Source organism: Pseudomonas sp. NPDC096950, from assembly GCF_044762525.1.
GTDB lineage: Bacteria > Pseudomonadota > Gammaproteobacteria > Pseudomonadales > Pseudomonadaceae > Aquipseudomonas.
On record NZ_JBIWEL010000011.1, the window covers coordinates 121,327 to 139,445 of the forward strand.

Here is an 18,119-nt window from a genome sequence, read left to right on the forward strand (position 1 = left end):
CTGACTCAGAAGAAGGGATGCTTCTTTTTATCTAAGCCGTGAGCAGGGGGAAGCGGCAAACGAAATAAAGTCGCCGGGTCAATCTTAAAAGTCGGGATGTGTTGCAGGAGCACGGCTTGCCGGCGATGGCGGTCTTGAGATTGCCTTCGCGGGCAAGCCACGCTCCCACAGAAAAAGCGGTTAGCGGCGGGTCAGGGGGGGCTGGGTGAATTTCACACCGGCCAGACCATGGGCGATCAATGCGCGGATATTGCCGTGATCGCTGCCCTCAGGCGTCGCCACTACAGAGCGATAGTGTTCGCCAAACGCCAGTAACGCTTCTTCATCGCTCAAGCCTTCCAGCAGCGCCAGGCCCAAGGTCTTGCACGAACCTTCGTTCTGCCCGGCGGCGTTTTCCACGCCACCGTTGTTGAAGGCTTGCGGCTGATAGTCGTAACCGGCGGCGATGAAAGCCAGGGTGTCGGCGAAAGCGTGTTCGCCGCTGTTGAGGCTGGCGCGCAGGGTGTTCAAATCACTCATTGGGTTTTCCTTTGGCGAACGCCGCTTGTTGTTCGGCGCTGGCTTCTTGCTGGTATTGGGCTTTCCATTCGGCGTACGGCATGCCGTAGACCACTTCGCGGGCGTCGTCGAGGGTGACGTCGATCTGGCGTTCGTCGGCGGCGGCCTTGTACCACTTCGACAGGCAGTTGCGGCAGAAACCCGAGAGGTTCATCAGGTCGATGTTCTGCACGTCCTTGCGGCTGTCCAGATGGGCGACCAGCCGGCGAAAGGCGGCGGCTTCAAGTTCCAGGCGTTGTTGATCGTTCATGGCGGGCTCTGTGCAATCAAATCGTGGCGCGGATGATAAAAGCCTGACGACTAATGCGCCAGACGGGCTTAGCGGCTTGCGGCCAGGGTAATCGACACCGACTCGGCAAATCGCAAGGCGTGGGGTTTGTCGACTTCCACTTCGGCGTACAGCACCGATTCGTTGACCATGACCAGATCGAGAATTTCCTGGGTCAGGCGTTCGAGCAGGGCAAACCGATTGCCTTCCACGTGGGCGATGATCGCCTTGGTGATGGTGCGGTAGTTCAGCGCGTGATCGATGTCGTTGTCGCGCACCGCTTCTTGCGCTGCGTACAGGATGGTCAGGTTGATCAACACGTCCTGCTTGTTGAGGATTTCGTCTTCGTTGATGCCGATGAAGGTGCGCAGGCACAGGTCCTTGACCCGGATGCGCGCCATTCCTGGTTGAAGTTGTGGCATTGCTACTTGCTCCGTCCAATCAATTGCAGGAACTCCTGGCGGGTGTTGCTCGACTCGCGGAAGGCACCGAGCATCACCGAGGTGTTCATGGTCGAATTCTGTTTCTCGACGCCGCGCATCATCATGCACATGTGCTTGGCCTCGATCACCACGGCGACACCGGCGGCGTCCGTCACATGTTGCACTGCTTCGGCGATCTGCCGGGTGAGGTTTTCCTGAATCTGCAGGCGACGGGCGAACATGTCCACCAGTCGCGCAATCTTCGACAGGCCCAGCACCTTGCCCGTCGGAATATAAGCCACATGGGCCTTGCCGATGAAGGGCAGCATGTGGTGTTCGCACAGCGAATAGAGCTCGATGTCGGCGACGATGATCATCTCGTCGGTATCGGACGAAAACAGCGCGCCGTTGACGATCTCTTCGACACTTTGCTCGTAGCCATGACACAGGTACTGCATGGCCTTGGCGGCGCGCATCGGGGTGTCTTGCAGGCCTTCGCGGTCGGGGTTTTCACCCAGGCCGATGAGGATTTCGCGATAACTCTGGGACAAGGCGTTCTGGGGCAGGGATAACGTCATGGTGCATCCTCGCGGGGGCGGCTTATTTGACGTGCCGTCCGCCGTTGACGGTCAGGGTCGTGCCGGTGACATAAGGGTTGTCGAGCAAATAGCGCAGGCTCTGATAGATCACTTCGCTGCCGGGTTCGATGCCCAGCGCGGACTTGGCCAGGGCCTTGGCGCGGTACGCCGCGTCGTCGTCGGGATTGAACAATAGCAGGGCTGGCGCGATGCCGTTGACCTTGATCGTTGGCGCATATTTCGCGGCGAAGGACAGGGTCAGGCTGTCGAGCCCGGCTTTGCTGGCGCAATAGCCGATGTGCTGACTGCTGCCCTTGCGGGTCACGTCGTCGCTGATGTGCACGATATCGGCAGGGCTCGAGCGTTCGAGCAAGTCGGCACAGTGCAGGTTGATCAGGTAGGGCGCGAGCATGTGCACACTGAACATTCGGGTAAATGCCTGGGCGTCGGTGTCCGGGGTTTCGGCCAGCCATTCGGAGGCGTTATGGACAATCGCCCGCAGGCTGTCGGTGTGGGTCTTGAGTTCACTGATGAACGCGAGGATGCCGGCTTCGCTGGAAAAGTCCCCGAACACCGCCGTCGCGCCCAGATCGCGCAACGTTTGCACGCCGGGGCGTTCGCTGCGGTAGCTGAAGATCACGGCGTGGCCGTCTTCGAGCAAACGCCGGGCGCAGTGCAGGCCGACACGCTGGCCGGCACCGGTGATGAGGATTGGGGCTGCGGAAGAAGTCATGAACGGCTCGCGTCGCGGTGAGAGCAAAACTATACCAGCGCGCGGCGACGTACACCTATTGTGGGAGCTGGCTTGTATGGGAGCGGGCTTGCTCGCGAAGGGGCCATGCCAGTCGACATCAATGTTGTCTGACACGCCGCCTTCGCGAGCAAGCCCGCTCCCACAGGGAGATCAGTGGTTTTGGGTAGTGGGTGCCGCAGGCAATGGCCGCGCCGGCGTGCTGTGCAGCCAGTTGGCCAACAGGCGGGTCGACAACGGAATAAAGAAATAGACCATCAACGGCGTCAGACACAACGTGCTGATGAGCACACGCGGCAGCAGGCTCATTTCACCCAGCAACGGCCCCAGGACGAAGTTGAACAACAGCGAGACCGGGAAGAACGCCAGCCAAATGGCCACGGTCTGTTTCCAGCGTGGCGGACGTTGACCGACAGCGCCGAACCAGCCTTCGATGCCGCTGACCCGATGTTCCGTCGGATGGGCGAACAAGTCGCTGCCACGGCCCAGCCAGGCAGTGCGCGAGACGGAATGCTCCCAGGCGTGCAGGGTCTGTTCGTCGGCGAAGCGGAAGATGATCTGGAATTCGTCATCGTCGGGTGGCGGAGCGAGCACGCCTGAACCGAGATAACCGGGAAAGTCAGTGGCCAGTTGTTCGCCTTCACGCAACCAGGCGATCAGGTCCTGATAACGTCCATCGGCAACGCGGCGCGCCACCATCAGCGTGACGGGTGAGGTAGACATTGTGTATCTCCGTAAGGCTATTGCGTCGCTCCGGGTAGGAGTTTCGCCAGACGCAGCGCCGGGGTGATGGGCTGCGTCCTGGGACAAGCAAGGATTATTCCTGATTATGAAAATTACACCAGAGGCATTCATCGGCCATCACTCTCCTGTGTGGCATCCATCAATGGGTTGAATGATTACGGGGGTTAAGCGCTAGAATAGGATCCAATTAGACCTTGGACGATCACGCCCAAATGCCTGTCCTGACTGACGTTGTCCCTGGCTTGCTGCCAGCTGCTTCCCTGGAACGGGAAGAACTTTTTCCGATTAGAGAAGTGGCACGGCTTACCGGGATCAATCCGGTCACACTGCGAGCGTGGGAGCGTCGTTATGGCCTGATTCAGCCAACCCGCACCGAAAGTGGGCATCGGCTGTATTCCATGGCCGATATCGAGACGGTCCGCAGCATCCTGGACTGGATCGATCGCGGTGTGGCAGTGAGCAAGGTCGGCAAGATACTGGCCAAGACCGAACCGCTCAAGGCGCTCGCGCACATCATTCCCAATGAACTGGTGCTCGCTGACTACAGCCAGTGGCAGCAGCAGGTTCAGACGGCGGTCAGTGCGTTTGACGATGTGCAGCTGGAGCGGGTCTACGGGCAGATTTTTTCCAGTTACTCACTGCCGGTGGTGTTCCAGGACATTCTGATGCCGCTCTGGAAGCAACTGTTGCAGCGTCAGGAAGCATTCGGCCAGACCAGTGAATGGTTGTTCTTCGACGCGTTTCTGCGATCACGGGTGGCGCAGCGCCTGTTACTGATTCGTGATACCTCACCGCGCCGGATCGTTGTCAGCGCGCTGGCCGGCCAGTGCCGTGAACTGGAATTGCTGGTGGCGGCGCTGTTTTTGAGCGGGGCGAATTCGGGAGTTCGTGTGCTGACGATCGGCCAGCCATTCGATGAGCTGACGCTGGTGTGCGAAAGAATCCAGCCCCAGGCGCTGGTGCTGTTTTCCAACCACGTCCCCGCACCCGAGCTGCCACGACGTCTGAATCGCCTGGCCATGAGCCTGGATTGTCAGTTGATGCTCGCAGGCGATGCATCCGACCTGGCGCAGGAAAACCTGGCCGGGTCATCAATCGGTTGTCTGGGTAACGAAGGCTTGTTGATGCGTCAGCGTCTGAAGCAATTCCTGGCGGGTAACCTGGATACTTGAAGCTCAGACGTGCAAGGCAGGATGGGTCAGGCGATGTTGCTGCAGGATGAATTGACGCAGACGTTCGGTTTCGTCCTTGTCGCTTTGGCTCAACTGGTAGGCGAAGAAGCCTTGTTCGGTTTCCCGTTCAAACGTGCCGCGCAACGCGATCCGTTCATAGCCTGACGGGCTGAACCACAACGCGAAATGCTTCGGCGGTTTGGTCTTGTTGCGAACTTCCAGCAAAACCCCTTTGAACGACACTTCGTGGACCCACATCGTGCCGGGCTGGCCCTTGGCATTCTCCAGCGCGACCGGTTCTTCGAGTGTCAGGCGCCATGGCCGGACCATTGGCCCGTCTTCAAAAATACTCGGCACGCCCAGGCGCAAATGCAGCGCGTGGAACTCGTCCTCCACCAGGTGCAGGGGGAAAGTCATTTGCTGGTTTTCGAAGTTGGCCTGGATGGTGACCTGCTCATGGGCGGCGAGGCGCGTCAGCAGATCACGGATTTGCGATCCACCGTTGACGAGCAGGCTCGACGTTGCATCCCGCACATTGAGCTGCGGGTTGTGCTGCATGGTCTGGATAAAATCCAGCTCATCCTGGGTCAAGAGTGCGTCGCGTTGCATGGCTTGCTCGTAAATAAAAGTTACAAAGTCATCGGTGATTGTAGTTAATGACAATTAATTCGCAGTTTTGTTTTCGCCGTTCGTCGTTTTGAGCGCCGCCAGCTCGGCCTGCAACTCAGCCACCTGCGCTTCCAGCTGCGTAACTCGCTGCTGCGCCTTGACCTGAACCGTTACATCTTTTTGGACACCCACAAAGTACGTTTGTCCGTCACTTTCGTTTTTAACCGTCGAAAGGGACAGCTCGTTCCAGAATGGAGTGCCATCCTTGCGGTAATTACGCAGCACTTCCCGACACGAGCCGCCACTGTCCAGTGCCTGGCGAATCGTCGCCAGTGCTTCTTGATCCCGGTCGCCGGATTGCAGGAAGCGGCAGTCCTGGTAGAGGATTTCTTCGCTGGTGTAACCGGTCAAGCGTTCGAAGGCCGGGTTGACGTAAATCAGGATGTTGTCTTGCTCGCCTTCCTTTTCGGCAATCACGATGCCGTCGTTGGAGGCGTTGATCACCATTTTCAGCAGTTGGGCGTTGATCATCAGAGAATCCTTTCCGAGTTGATTAAGCGCTGCATTCTAGAAGAACAAAAGTGGCTGTCTACTGGCCACCAGCACTTATTGAGAGGCGATCGCAGGTTTTTTGCCGGTGCTGTTAATATCGCCCGTCTTTTACAGCTTCAGGATCAGATTGATGAAAGTCGCCATCCTTTCCGGCTCGGTGTACGGCACGGCTGAAGAAGTCGCCCGGCACGCCGCGAATATTTTGAAAGAAGCCGGTTTCGAGACCTGGCACAACCCTCGGGCGAGTCTGGCCGACGTCCAGGCATTCGGCCCCGAAGCCTTCCTGGCCGTGACCTCGACCACCGGCATGGGCGAGTTGCCGGACAACCTGCAACCGCTGTACTCGATGATTCGCGATCAGTTGCCTGCCGCCTGGCGTGGTTTGCCGGGCGCAGTCATCGGCCTGGGCGATGCGAGCTACGGCGATACGTTCTGCGGCGGTGGTGAGCAGATGCGCGAATTGTTCGCCGAGTTGGGCCTGCGCGAAGTGCTGCCGATGCTGCGCCTGGATGCCAGCGAAAGCGTCACGCCGGAAACCGACGCCGAGCCTTGGCTGGCGGAGCTGGTCAGCGCTCTGCGGGGCTGACTGGACGCTCGCGCAGCAGCGCGAGCCAAGCCTGGGCAGCGTTTGACAGGTACGCGCCCTGGCGCCAGATAAAGGCAATGTCCCAGCGCAGATATGCCGGCGCGTTCAAGGTCAGGCGCACCACGCCTGGCCGCACCAGCCCGCGCGCGACCACACTGGGCAGCAACACCACACCTTGCCCGGCCGCCACCAGCGCCGCGAGAAAATCCGCCTGGCCACTGCGCCCGCCTTCCTTGGGCGTAAACCCCATCTGCTGACAGGCCTGAAGCAAGCGGTCGTTTAGTACGAAGCTGCGCTGATACAGCAGGAACGGAGTGTCGGCCAACTCCTCCAGGCCAATCTTCGTCTTCGCCGCCAACGGGTGATCAACTGGCAGCAAAGCGTCCAGCGGTTCATCGCAGAATGGCTGAAATGCGAATTGCGGATCCTTCGGCAACAGGCTGCCGCCCAGTTCCAGCTCGCCACTCAACACCGCTTGCTCGATGTTCCGGCTACCGCCTTCGAGCAACTGAATGGTGATGTTCGGGTAGCGCCGCCGGTATTCGGCGAACAGCCCGGCGAACAACGCATCGCTGCCCAACAGCGGCAAACCCAGGCGCAACTCGCCACGGGCCAGTTGGCTCAAATCATCCAGTTCGCTGAGCAACTCGTTGCGCAGGCGCAGCATGCCCTCGGCCCGTTGCAGGACCACGCTGCCGGCGGCGGTCAGGCGCAATTGCGAGCCGAGACGTTCGAGCAGCGGAGTGCCGAGGCTTTGCTCGAGTTGGGCGACTTGCTTGCTCACCGCCGACTGGCTGATGTGCAAGGTCTTGGCGGCCTGGGTAAAACCACCCTGATGCATCACTTCGACGAAGCTGCGTAGCTGTTTGAATTCCATCGGTAGGATTCCAATTTGGAATGAAGCTGAGTCTAACAATTCGTTTCAGGGATATCAGCCCGCTCCGTAAAATGAGCGCCTGTGAGGACCGAAACCATGAACGCATCAACTCTGAAATACCTCGCCCGACTGGTCGCTGAATTGGCGGTGCTGCTGGCGATCTACCTGCTCGGCTGCCAATTGGCTGCCTGGTTGGCCTGGCCGATTCCCGGCGGGGTGATCGGCATGGCGTTGTTGCTGCTGGCGTTCGCGTTCGGTTGGGTGAAGCCCGCCGCGTTGCAGATGGGCGCCGGGTTGTTGATGGCCGAGATGCTGCTGTTCTTTATTCCCGCGTTGATGAGCCTGCTCGATTACGGCGGGCTGATGCGCGATGACGGCTGGCGGATTCTGCTGGTGATCGGCGTCAGCACCTTGATGGTGATGCTGGTGACGGCGTTCACCGTGGAGTTGGTCGTGCGTTTGAGGAGGCCCCATGACGCTTGAGCTGATGCCGATGTTCTGGCTGGCTTTCACGCTGCTCGCTTATTTGTTCAGTCGCTGGATTTACCGGCGCACGGGGCGCTATTTATTGTCGCCGCTGATTCTGGTCCCGATGTTGCTGCTGGCACTCGCTGTGCCGCTGCACACCGCGTATGCCGAATACTCGAGCAACACCCATTGGCTGATGCTGGTGCTGGGGCCGGTCACCGTGGCGTTCGCCGTGCCGATCTGGCAGCAGCGGCAGATGTTGGCGCGGCATTGGTCGGCGTTGTTGCTCGGGATGCTCGCGGGCAGCGCGGCGTCCATCGGCAGTTCGTTCGGGTTGGCCAGGGCGTTGGCGCTGGACAGCTCGGTGACGATGTCCCTGGTGCCGCGTTCGATCACCACACCGTTCGCCATGCCGCTGGCCCACGACCTCGGCGGCGTACCGGAACTGACGGCGGTGTTTGTAATGTTCACTGGTGTATTCGGCGCGATGCTCGGCGGCATCCTGCTCAAGTGGTTACCGCTGCGCAGCGCCCTGGCACGCGGGGCCTTGTTTGGCGTCGGGGCCCACGGTGCCGGGGTCAGTCGGGCCCATGAAGTGGGCGGTGAAGAGGGCTCTGTCGCGGGGTTGGTCATGGTTCTGACGGGGCTGCTGAATCTGTTCGCGGCGCCCTTGTTGGCGTCGATCCTTTGACATGGATCCAAGGTCATCACGTAGCTGACTCGCTCGGCCATCAAGCTGGCTGCGAATGCAACTACACGAACTTCGGGGGCTGACTAGACTGCTGACACGAGAGCAAAAATAATAAAAACCAGGAGGTTCCTTCCGTGAGTGTCGCCCCCGTCCAATCCCCCCACAGTGTCAAAGATCAGGTCAGTGCCGCCGAGTGGCAGACCCGTGTCGATCTGGCGGCCTGCTATCGCCTGGTCGCGCTGCATGGTTGGGATGATCTGATCTTTACCCATATTTCCGCCAAGGTGCCGGGCACCGAAGACTTCCTGATCAACCCGTTCGGGCTGATGTTTCATGAGATCACTGCGTCGAGCCTGGTCAAAGTCGATCAGGCCGGCAACAAACTGATGGACAGTCCCTACGAGATCAATCCGGCGGGCTACACCATCCACAGCGCCGTGCATGAAGTGCGTCACGACGTGGTCTGCGTGCTGCATACCCACACTGCGGCGGGCGTGGCGGTGTCGGCGCAGAAGCAGGGCATCCTGCCGATCAGCCAGCAGTCATTGTTTGTCCTGTCCAGCCTGGCTTATCACGCTTACGAAGGCGTTGCGCTGAACCACGAAGAGAAAGCGCGCCTGCAAGCCGACCTCGGCGAAAACAATTTCCTGATGCTGCACAACCACGGTCTGCTGACCTGCGGCAGCACCATCGCCGACACTTTCCTGATGATGTTCACCTTCCAGCGCGCCTGCGATATCCAGGTGCTCGCACAAAACGGTGGCGCCGAACTGATCGCCATCGAGCCGCAGATTCTGGCGGGCGCCAAGGCGATGATCGCCGGCGTCACCAAAAGCGCTCAAGGGATGGGTGGCGCGCTGGCCTGGCCGGCGCTGCTGCGCAAACTCGATAAACAAGACCCGGGTTATAAACTCTAATGCCACTCGCCGAGATCCCGCTGTGTGTCTGGCGCAAACGCGGCCAGACCTTCGTATTCCGTGGCCAGGCCATCCGCTACTGGACGGCCGGGCAGGGTGAGCCGCTGGTGCTGATCCACGGTTTTCCGACCGCCAGTTGGGACTGGCATTACCTGTGGCAGCCGCTCACGCAGCGCTATCGGGTGATTGCCTGCGACATGCTCGGCTTCGGCGATTCGGCCAAACCGGTGAGCCACGAATACAGCCTGTTGGAGCAAGCCGACCTGCAACAGGCCTTGCTCGCGCACCTGAACATCGAACAGCCGGTGCACCTGTTGGCCCACGATTACGGCGACAGCGTCGCCCAGGAACTGCTGGCCCGGCATCACGAAGCACGGGTGAACATCGCCAGTTGCGTGTTCCTCAATGGTGGATTGTTCCCGGAAACCCATCGCCCGCTGCTGACACAGAAACTGTTGCTAAGCCCGCTGGGCTGGATGATCGGCCGCGCCTTCACCCGTGATGCACTGGTGAAAAACTTCCGGCAGATCTTCGGTCCGCAGACCCGACCCACCGAAAGCGAAATGGATGATTTCTGGAGCCTGATCGACAGCAATCACGGGCCGCGGATCATGCATAAGTTGATTGGCTACATCCCGGAACGACGGGTCCAGCGCGACCGCTGGGTCAGCGCCATGCAGCGCGGCGAAGTGCCGATGCGGGTGATCGATGGTGAGGTCGATCCGATTTCCGGTGCGCACATGGTCGAGCGTTACCGGGAACTGATCCCCAATCCTGACACCGTATTGCTGCCGGACATTGGTCACTATCCGCAAACCGAAGCGCCGGTGCAGGTGCTCAAGCATTATCTGGAGTTTCGTGACAGGCAGGTTTCTGCCCCGCTGAAGCGGGCGTGTTCCTGAAAAGATCGCAGCCTTCGGCAGCTCCTACAGATGATCCCATTCCCCTGTAGGACCTGCCGAAGGCTGCGTTCTTTTTTCTAACTCCACCTCATCATCCCCCTGCCTTATCGCACACCATTCAGCCCCCTCGTCTTGATTGTGACCCGCCGCCCCGTGCCTGACACTCGAGGTCATCGTCCCTTTGGCCTGCTGGAGTTCCCCTATGAATGAGTCTGTGCGCTTCGAAGATAAAGTCGTGATCATCACCGGCGCTGGCGGGGGCCTCGGGCGGGCCCATGCGTTGCTGTTCGCCAAACAGGGCGCCAAAGTGCTGGTCAACGATCTCGGCGGCACGGCTCAGGGGGAAGGCGCCAACGCCTCGGCAGCAGACCGCGTGGTTGCCGAAATTCGCGAGGCGGGCGGCATTGCCGAAGCCAACCACGACTCCGTCACCGACGGCGACAAACTGGTGCAAAACGCCCTCGACGTGTTTGGCCGCGTGGATGTCGTGGTCAACAACGCAGGCATCCTGCGGGACAAGACATTCCACAAAATGGACGACGCCGACTGGGACCTGGTTTACCGCGTCCACGTCGAAGGCGCCTACAAAGTCACCCGCGCCGCCTGGCCGCATATGCGCGAGCAAAACTATGGCCGCGTGATCTTCACCGCCTCGACCTCCGGCATCTACGGCAACTTCGGCCAGTCCAATTACGGCATGGCCAAACTCGGCCTTTACGGCCTGACCCGCACCCTGGCCATCGAAGGCCGCAAGAACAACATCCTGGTCAACGCCATCGCCCCCACTGGCGGCACCCGCATGACCGAAGGCCTGATCCCGCCGCAAGTGTTCGAACAACTCAAACCGGAACTGGTCAGCCCGTTGGTGGTGTACCTGGCCAGCGAAAACTGCCAGGAAACCTCAGGTCTGTTTGAAGTTGGTGGCGGCTGGATGGGCAAGGTGCGCTGGGAACGCAGCCTCGGCGCCGGGTTTGATCCGCGGGTGGGCTTCTCGCCGGAAGATGTGGCGGCGCACTGGCAGCAGATTTGCGATTTCGAAGGGGCGGCGCATCCTAAGGACAACATTGAAGCGTTGAAGGAAATGATGGGGAATTTGCAGAAGTATTCGCTGTGATCAAATCAGCAAGGTCACGGTCTTTGACCTTGCTGTTTTTTTAATCACTCGGACTTGATACCTGGCTTGCAGCGATTACCTCAACTTGCCGTTGAAACACTGCCAGCGCGTCAAGACGAGCCCGCTCAGTAGCATTGTTCCGCGTGGCTGCCTCGGCAGCAGTTCTTGCTTGCTCCGTGGCCAATCGCATTAACTCCTTCCGTGCGGCAAGTCGCACCTGCTCTCGAGCCAGAACTTCGGCTCCCTCAATATCAGTCAATTCAAATGCGGGTGGTCGGGGCGGCTGTTTCACGATCATTCGTCTGCATCGCTGGATTTCTATTTTTAAGTTATCGCAGAAATGAAGTGTGTGGGTCCGATTGGTGCGTGAGCCTTTACTTATGAGGTTGAGAGACGTATCAGCGGGGAAGTAATAACGGAGGAAATATCTTTTGCGTAAATGGATCTTTCTTACAGCGCACTTATTCATCGCCCATAAAAAAGGCCGCTGCAACCGCAGCGGCCAAAGTAAGACGATTGATCAAGGAGCAATAAATCAACGTCAGTGAACACGGTAGCGATGACCTGAAAAACCGCTTCAACTCATCTGAAATCTTGCGTCGATGGCATGGATCGATCACCACGCCATGACTTGCTGCTTCCCGGTGGTTTCCCGTGAAAGCGCCGCAAGAATAAAGGTTTGAACCCAAAGGAAAAATACCGATTCGAGACATGCACTGTTACGGGGCGTGTAACAGTCGCGCCGCACCTCGCCATTGCGTCCATCCATTCCCTTGATAACCCGCCATCCAGCCCGTCCATACCCCGCGCAAAACCCCGTCCCGTGCGGGCATTCATCCTTTGGAGGTACAACGCGAATACCTCCTTGGTGCGCTTATCGCTCCCAACGCTCGGCAGTAGGGTGGGGCCTTCTGTCACTCACCGGGGAAGACGCATGACAAAAACAACAATGCGCGCCATCTTCACGCCGCAGGCGCTTGCCGCTGCGGTGGCTTTGGGTTGCTGCGCACAGGCCCAGGCCGTTGCATTCAATATCGGGGAAATCGAGGGCACGTTCGATTCTTCGCTGTCCGTCGGTGCGAGTTGGGGCATGCGCGATGCGGACAAGTCGTTGGTCGGCACGGTCAACGGCGGGACGGGCCAGTCTTCCACCGGTGATGACGGGCGGCTGAACTTCAAGAAGGGCGAAACCTTCTCCAAGATCGTCAAGGGCATCCACGACCTAGAACTGAAATACGGCGACACCGGTGTGTTCGTACGTGGCAAGTACTGGTACGACTTCGAACTGAAGGACGAGGACCGCGAGTTCAAGCAGATCAGCGACAGCGGTCGCAAGGAAGGCGCCAAGTCGTCCGGGGCACAGATCCTCGACGCCTTTATCTATCACAACTATTCCATCGCCGATTTGCCGGGCACCGTGCGTGCCGGCAAGCAGGTGGTGAGCTGGGGCGAAAGTACCTTCATCGGTAACTCGATCAACAGCATCAACCCGATCGACGTTTCCGCGTTCCGGCGTCCCGGTGCCGAGATCAAGGAAGGCTTGATCCCGGTGAACATGCTGTTCGGCTCCCAAGGCCTGACCGACCAACTGACCGTCGAAGGTTTCTACCAACTGGAATGGGACCAGACTGTTCTCGACAACTGCGGCACCTACTTCGGGGTCGATGTGGCTGCGGACGGTTGTAACAACAACTACACCGTCGGCAGCCCGGCGATTGCACCGTTGGCACCGCTGGCAGCTGCCTTTGGCCAGCCGATCCAGGTCACCCGCGAAGGCGTGGTGGTGCCTCGGGGCGGCGATCGTGATGCCCGGGATTCGGGGCAGTGGGGCACGGCCTTGCGTTGGCTCGGTGACGACACCGAGTACGGCCTGTATTTCATGAACTACCACAGCCGTACGCCAACGGTCGGCACGGTCACTGCAGGCGCGTCGACCCTGGCCAGCCTGCCGGGCATGGTCGGCATCGCCAACCAACTGGCACCGGGCAGCGGTTCGGGCCTGGCGCAGAGCGTGATGCTGGGTCGTGGTCAGTACTACCTCGAATACCCTGAAGACATTCGCCTGTACGGCGCAAGTTTCTCCACCACCTTGCCCACCGGCACCGCATGGACCGGCGAGATCAGCTACCGCCCTAACGCCCCGGTGCAGGTCAACACCAACGACCTGACCCTGGCCATGATCAACCCGATTGCTGGCGGCGCGGCCTCGCCGATTGCCTCCGGGCCGGGTTCTGACAACAAAGGTTATCGTCGCAAGGAAGTGACCCAGATCCAGAGCACCCTGACCCACTTCTTCGACCAAGTGCTGGGCGCCCAGCGTTTGACCCTGGTCGGTGAAGCGGCCGTGGTGAGGGTTGGTGGCCTGGAGTCGCGGACCAAACTGCGTTACGGCCGTGACTCGGTCTACGGCCAGTACGGTTTTGGCGGCGACACCGACGGCTTCGTCACCTCGACCTCCTGGGGCTACCGCGCCCGGGCAATCCTCGATTACGCCAACGTAATCGGCGGCATCAACCTCAAGCCCAACCTGTCCTGGTCCCATGACGTCAGCGGCTACGGCCCCAACGGCCTGTTCAACGAAGGTGCGAAGGCGATCAGCGTCGGCGTCGATGCCGACTACCGCAACACCTACACCGCGAGCCTGAGTTACACCGACTTTTTTGGCGGGGACTACAACACCCTGACTGACCGCGACTTCCTGGCGCTGAGCTTCGGCGTGAACTTCTGATCTGGCTGAGAAGGATGATTTTAATGCGCAAGATGATTCTGCAATGCGGCGCCCTGGCCCTGAGCCTGCTGGCCGCCAACGTGATGGCGGCGGTGTCGCCGGAAGAAGCCAACAAGCTTGGCACCACCCTCACGCCACTGGGTGCGGAGAAGGCTGGCAACGCTGACGGCTCGATCCCGGCCTGGACCGGCGGCATTCCGAAAAACGCTGGCGCGGTGGACAGCAAAGGTTTCCTCGCCGACCCGTTCGCCAACGAAAAACCGCTGTTCGTGATCACTCCGGCGACCGTCGACAAGTACAAGGACAAACTCTCGGAAGGCCAGGTGGCGATGTTCAAGCGCTACCCGGAAACCTACAAGATCCCGGTCTACCCGACCCACCGCACCGTGGCCGTGCCGCCGGAAATCTACGAGTCGGCCAAGCGCAGCGCATTGAACGTCACCAGCATCAACGACGGTAACGGCCTCGCCAATTTCACCGGTAACCGCTACTACGCGTTCCCGATTCCGAAGAATGGCGTGGAAGTGCTGTGGAACCACATCACCCGTTATCACGGTGGCAACCTCAAGCGCATCATCACCCAGGTGACCCCGCAGACCAACGGCAGCTACACGCCGATCCGCTTCGAAGAAGAGATCGCCGTGCCGCAATTGATGAAGGATCTGGACCCGGAGAAAGCCGCCAACGTGCTGACCTTCTTCAAACAGTCCGTCACCGCCCCGGCGCGTCTGGCCGGTAACGTGTTGCTGGTGCACGAAACGCTCGACCAGGTGAAGGAACCGCGCCTGGCGTGGATCTACAACGCCGGCCAGCGCCGGGTGCGTCGCGCGCCGCAAGTGGCGTATGACGGGCCGGGTACCGCCGCCGATGGCCTGCGTACTTCCGACAACTTCGACATGTTCTCCGGCGCACCGGATCGCTACGACTGGAAACTGATCGGCAAGAAAGAAATGTACATCCCGTACAACAGCTACAAACTCGATTCTCCGAGCCTCAAGTACGACGACATCATCAAGGCCGGGCACATCAACCAGGACCTGACCCGCTATGAACTGCATCGGGTATGGGAAGTGGTCGGCACTGTCAAGCCAAGCGAGCGGCACATCTACGCCAAACGCCACATGTACATCGATGAAGACAGCTGGCAAGTGGCGCTGGTGGATCACTACGACGGTCGCGGCCAACTGTGGCGCGTCGCCGAAGGTCACGCCCAGTACTACTACGATCACCAGGCCCAGGCCTACACCCTCGAAGCGCTCTACGACATCATTGCCGGTCGCTACATCGCCCTGGGCATGAAGAACGAAGAGAAACACAGCTTCGAATTCGGCTTCGAAGCCAAGGCAGCGGACTACACGCCATCGGCCCTGCGTGCGGAGGGTGTTCGCTAAAGAAACACCACAACCCTCTGTGGGAGCGGGCTTGCTCGCGAAGGCGGTGTATCAGTCGACATTGTCGTTGCCTGACTCACCGCTTTCGCGGGCAAGCCCGCTCCCACATGGGTTACGCGTGACCAGCAGGTCGCGCTTTTTTATGGGCAGCAATCAGCGTTCTGAATACTTCTCAACAAGCGCGTTGCAGAGGGCTAGGGTGGCGGCACAACTATAAAAAGGCACGCCGCAATGACCGCCATGACCCCGTGTCTGGATCGTCCTGGATTCCTTCCTCGCCTGTCATCCCATCACCTCTCCAGAACCCGGTTGAGCGAACCGCTGCTGGCATCGTCCGCGCGGGTAAAACTGCTGTGCGCGCCGGCGGGCAGCGGCAAGAGTGCGTTGCTGGCCGAGTGCTTGTTGCAGGCGCCGGCGCAGTGTCGAGTGGTGTGGCTGGCGTTGTCCGGCGTGGCGTTGAGCCGGGCCGATTTCTGCCTGCGCCTGGCGGAGGCGCTTGAGCTGCCGGCAGCGGGCGAGTCTGCCTTACTGGCGCAGCTGGCGCGTGTGTCGACACCCATCTGGTTATTTATCGATGACTACTGCCGAGTGCCCGCACCGGAGCTGGACGGGCTGCTCGATCAGCTCCTGGCGGTCAGCAACCCACAGATCACCTGGTGGCTGAGCGGTCGGCGGCGACCCCATTGCAACTGGCCGCGTCTGTTGCTGGACGACGAACTGCATGAATTCGAAGGCCGGACGCTGGCACTGACGGCGGCGGAAATCGAGCAACTGCTGCGGCACTTCGAGGCACCCCTGGCGGCGAAAACCGCCCGGCGGATTTTCCAGCGCAGCGGTGGCTGGTGTGCCGCCGTTCGCATCGCCTTGCTCGATGGCTGCCAATGGGCCAAAGACCCGAATCATCCTGGCCGCACCGCTACCTTGCTCGATTATCTGCAGCACGAATTGTTCAGCAACTTGCCCGCCGAACTGATCGAAGCCTGGCAAGTGCTGGCGCATCTGCCACGGTTCAATGCCAGCCTGTGCGAGCACTTGTTCGGCGCCGGGGAGGGCGCTCGCTGGATGCACGAGTTACACGTGCGCGGCTGTTTTATCGAAGCCTGGCACGATTCGCCGGACTGGTTGCAGGTGTTCTCACCGCTGAGTCGGTTGATGCGTGATGAGCCGTGGCCGGGCGGGCGCTCCTGGTATCGACGAGCCTGTCAGTGGTTTTGCGCCCAGGAAGACTGGCAAGCGGCGTTCGAACAGGCGTTGCTGGCGGAGGAGTTCGAAGTGGCCGTCAGCCTGCTGCAGCACTTCAGTTTTGAGCATTTGTTTCGCGGCCAAAACGTAGCGCTGCTGTTGCGCTTGCATGAGCAACATGGCGATGACTTGATGCTCGGTTCACCGCAATTGGTCGGGCTGGTCACGGCGGCATTGCTGTTCGCCGGTCGCTTCGAACAGGCATCGGCCTGTATCGAGCAATTGGAGCGTTTCGCCCCACAACCGAGCGCGACACTGCAGCGCCAATTGCTCGCCCGTTGGCAAGCGCTGATCGGCTGGTTGCTGCATCTTCAGGGGCGCGGAGAGTCTGCCCGTGCGCACTTTATCGAGGCACTGACAGCGCTAGCGGCCGAGGCCTGGCCCGCGCGTTTGTTGTGCTTGTCCGGGCTGACCCAGCAAGCGTTGCTCAATGCCGACCTTGAAGCCGCCCAAGCCCTGAATCGCGAAGCGCTGTGTCTTGCGCGATCGCACAATTCGCTGTTGTTCGAAGGATTGCTGGAACTCGACCACGCACAATTGCTGGAGCAACGCGGCGCTGCCGGACGTGCCGAAAGCCTGCTGGCCAATATCCACGAACTGCTGAGTCAGCAAGCCGACCCGGCGACGCCGCTGCTGGGGCGCATCGCCTTGCGCCGGGGGCGTCTGGCCCTGAGCCAGGGGCACGATGAGCAGGCAGCCGAGTTCTTCGATTCGGGCCTGCACGATTGCCTGCGCAGCCAGGACAAAAGAGTGTTGTACGGCTTCCTCGGCCAGGCGCAATTGGCGGCCAATCAGGGCGACTATGCCCAGGCGTTTATCCGGTTGCGCGACGCCGAACGCTTGATGCAGCAGCGGCAGATTCCCGACACGGTGTATCGCGGAGTGCTGTTGCAAGTCAGTAGCCAGTTCTGGTTGCAACAGGGGCGGCCGGAGTTGGCCCATGAAGCGCTGAGCCGGGTGTTGCGCCATTATCGCGGGCCGAATGCGCGACAGGCTCCGCCGGCAACGCTGGAGTTGATTCCGCGGATTGAATATCTAGTGGTGTTGGCCGAGGTTTATTTGCATCAGGCGCAAAGTCCCTTGTCGGTGCTTGAGACGTTGCGCAATACGGCGCAGCGTCATGGCATGTTCGCCCTCGAAGCAGAGTTGCAACTCGCGTTGGCCGAGGTGGCCTGGTTGTCTGGTGATCCGGTATTGGCCAGGGAATTACTGCGGGAAGGTTTGCAACTGGTCGAGCGTTACCACGGGCAGCAAGCACTGCGCGACTTGCAATTGCGACGACCGGAGCTGCTGCAGGACACGCAACATGACCTGGGCGATCAATCGCTGATGATGAATGGGAATAACCCGCTCAGTCGGCGTGAACTCGAAGTGCTGAAGTTGATTGCCAGCGGCGCTTCCAATCAACAGATTGCCGATAAATTATTTATTTCGTTGCACACGGTTAAAACTCACGCGCGACGGATTCATGGAAAACTGGGCGTCGAACGCAGAACGGAAGCCGTGGCAAAGGCAAAAGTGCTGGGGCTGTGGGCATGAAGCGCCGGCG

General features: G+C 60.1%; 19 protein-coding genes. 10 read left to right on the top strand and 9 right to left on the bottom strand.

The features are described 5' to 3' along the window. Positions 1-180: 180 nt before the first annotated feature. The 6 genes from ACIQY3_RS18265 to ACIQY3_RS18290 all read right to left on the bottom strand — a co-directional run bounded on the left by ACIQY3_RS18265 (position 181) and on the right by ACIQY3_RS18290 (position 3,300). Positions 181-519, bottom strand: coding sequence for a HopJ type III effector protein (locus ACIQY3_RS18265; RefSeq protein WP_403021877.1), 339 nt, complete (start codon positions 517-519; stop codon positions 181-183). Beyond that, a complete protein-coding gene (locus tag ACIQY3_RS18270) occupies positions 512-808 on the bottom strand; it encodes a DUF1244 domain-containing protein (protein WP_403021879.1) in 297 nt (98 codons plus the stop codon). The genes ACIQY3_RS18265 and ACIQY3_RS18270 overlap by 8 nt, the downstream gene beginning before the upstream one ends. Positions 809-876: 68 nt before the next feature. After that, complete coding sequence (folX, locus tag ACIQY3_RS18275; RefSeq protein WP_054049847.1) at positions 877-1,248, bottom strand: dihydroneopterin triphosphate 2'-epimerase; 372 nt, start codon at positions 1,246-1,248, stop codon at positions 877-879. A 2-nt stretch (positions 1,249-1,250) separates the two neighbouring features. Continuing rightward, positions 1,251-1,826, bottom strand: coding sequence for a GTP cyclohydrolase I FolE (gene folE, locus ACIQY3_RS18280; RefSeq protein ID WP_403021881.1), 576 nt, complete (start codon positions 1,824-1,826; stop codon positions 1,251-1,253). A gap of 22 nt (positions 1,827-1,848) precedes the next feature. Next, a complete protein-coding gene (gene folM, locus ACIQY3_RS18285) occupies positions 1,849-2,559 on the bottom strand; it encodes a dihydromonapterin reductase (RefSeq protein WP_403021882.1) in 711 nt (236 codons plus the stop codon). 171 nt (positions 2,560-2,730) lie between these two features. Further along, the gene (locus tag ACIQY3_RS18290) at positions 2,731-3,300 is read right to left on the bottom strand and encodes an antibiotic biosynthesis monooxygenase (protein ID WP_403021884.1); all 570 of its coding nucleotides are present in this window, start codon (positions 3,298-3,300) and stop codon (positions 2,731-2,733) included. A gap of 233 nt (positions 3,301-3,533) precedes the next feature. Between ACIQY3_RS18290 and ACIQY3_RS18295 the strand changes: the two genes are divergently transcribed. Beyond that, positions 3,534-4,493 carry a MerR family transcriptional regulator gene (locus ACIQY3_RS18295; protein ID WP_403021886.1) on the top strand — a complete coding sequence of 320 codons (960 nt, stop codon included), beginning with the start codon at positions 3,534-3,536 and terminating at the stop codon, positions 4,491-4,493. A 3-nt stretch (positions 4,494-4,496) separates the two neighbouring features. Here the strand turns inward: ACIQY3_RS18295 and ACIQY3_RS18300 are convergent, their stop codons facing one another. Both ACIQY3_RS18300 and ACIQY3_RS18305 read right to left on the bottom strand, forming a co-directional pair. Beyond that, the gene (locus tag ACIQY3_RS18300) at positions 4,497-5,102 is read right to left on the bottom strand and encodes a hypothetical protein (protein WP_054616118.1); all 606 of its coding nucleotides are present in this window, start codon (positions 5,100-5,102) and stop codon (positions 4,497-4,499) included. Positions 5,103-5,156: 54 nt separating this feature from the next. Further along, on the bottom strand, positions 5,157-5,633 hold the full coding sequence (locus ACIQY3_RS18305; protein WP_403021888.1) for a PAS domain-containing protein: 477 nt from the start codon (positions 5,631-5,633) through the stop codon (positions 5,157-5,159). A gap of 151 nt (positions 5,634-5,784) precedes the next feature. On the opposite strand from ACIQY3_RS18305, the gene ACIQY3_RS18310 reads away from it, so the two are divergent. Further along, positions 5,785-6,240: a flavodoxin gene (locus tag ACIQY3_RS18310; RefSeq protein ID WP_403021890.1), complete on the top strand. Its 456-nt coding sequence runs from the start codon at positions 5,785-5,787 to the stop codon at positions 6,238-6,240. Here ACIQY3_RS18310 and ACIQY3_RS18315 read toward each other — a convergent pair. Continuing rightward, positions 6,221-7,117, bottom strand: coding sequence for a LysR family transcriptional regulator (locus ACIQY3_RS18315; protein WP_403021892.1), 897 nt, complete (start codon positions 7,115-7,117; stop codon positions 6,221-6,223). The genes ACIQY3_RS18310 and ACIQY3_RS18315 overlap by 20 nt on opposite strands. A 96-nt stretch (positions 7,118-7,213) precedes the next feature. On the opposite strand from ACIQY3_RS18315, the gene ACIQY3_RS18320 reads away from it, so the two are divergent. From ACIQY3_RS18320 to ACIQY3_RS18355, 8 genes are all read left to right on the top strand, one after another. Next, complete coding sequence (locus ACIQY3_RS18320) at positions 7,214-7,600, top strand: CidA/LrgA family protein (protein ID WP_403021894.1); 387 nt, start codon at positions 7,214-7,216, stop codon at positions 7,598-7,600. Continuing rightward, a complete protein-coding gene (locus ACIQY3_RS18325) occupies positions 7,590-8,276 on the top strand; it encodes an LrgB family protein (RefSeq protein ID WP_403021896.1) in 687 nt (228 codons plus the stop codon). The genes ACIQY3_RS18320 and ACIQY3_RS18325 overlap by 11 nt, the downstream gene beginning before the upstream one ends. Positions 8,277-8,410: 134 nt before the next feature. Continuing rightward, complete coding sequence (locus ACIQY3_RS18330; RefSeq protein WP_403021898.1) at positions 8,411-9,193, top strand: class II aldolase/adducin family protein; 783 nt, start codon at positions 8,411-8,413, stop codon at positions 9,191-9,193. After that, a complete protein-coding gene (locus ACIQY3_RS18335) occupies positions 9,193-10,095 on the top strand; it encodes an alpha/beta fold hydrolase (protein WP_403021900.1) in 903 nt (300 codons plus the stop codon). Before ACIQY3_RS18330 ends, ACIQY3_RS18335 begins: the two co-directional genes overlap by 1 nt. Before the next feature lie 202 nt (positions 10,096-10,297). Continuing rightward, the gene (locus ACIQY3_RS18340; RefSeq protein WP_054049821.1) at positions 10,298-11,209 is read left to right on the top strand and encodes an SDR family oxidoreductase; all 912 of its coding nucleotides are present in this window, start codon (positions 10,298-10,300) and stop codon (positions 11,207-11,209) included. Between the two features lie 934 nt (positions 11,210-12,143). Beyond that, positions 12,144-13,937, top strand: a complete 1,794-nt coding sequence (locus tag ACIQY3_RS18345) for a DUF1302 domain-containing protein (RefSeq protein WP_403021903.1) — start codon at positions 12,144-12,146, stop codon at positions 13,935-13,937. A 23-nt stretch (positions 13,938-13,960) separates the two neighbouring features. Continuing rightward, a complete protein-coding gene (locus tag ACIQY3_RS18350) occupies positions 13,961-15,328 on the top strand; it encodes a DUF1329 domain-containing protein (protein WP_403021905.1) in 1,368 nt (455 codons plus the stop codon). A 231-nt stretch (positions 15,329-15,559) separates the two neighbouring features. After that, positions 15,560-18,109 (top strand): LuxR C-terminal-related transcriptional regulator, encoded by a 2,550-nt coding sequence (locus tag ACIQY3_RS18355; RefSeq protein WP_403021907.1) that lies wholly within the window; start codon positions 15,560-15,562, stop codon positions 18,107-18,109. Positions 18,110-18,119 lie beyond the last annotated feature (10 nt).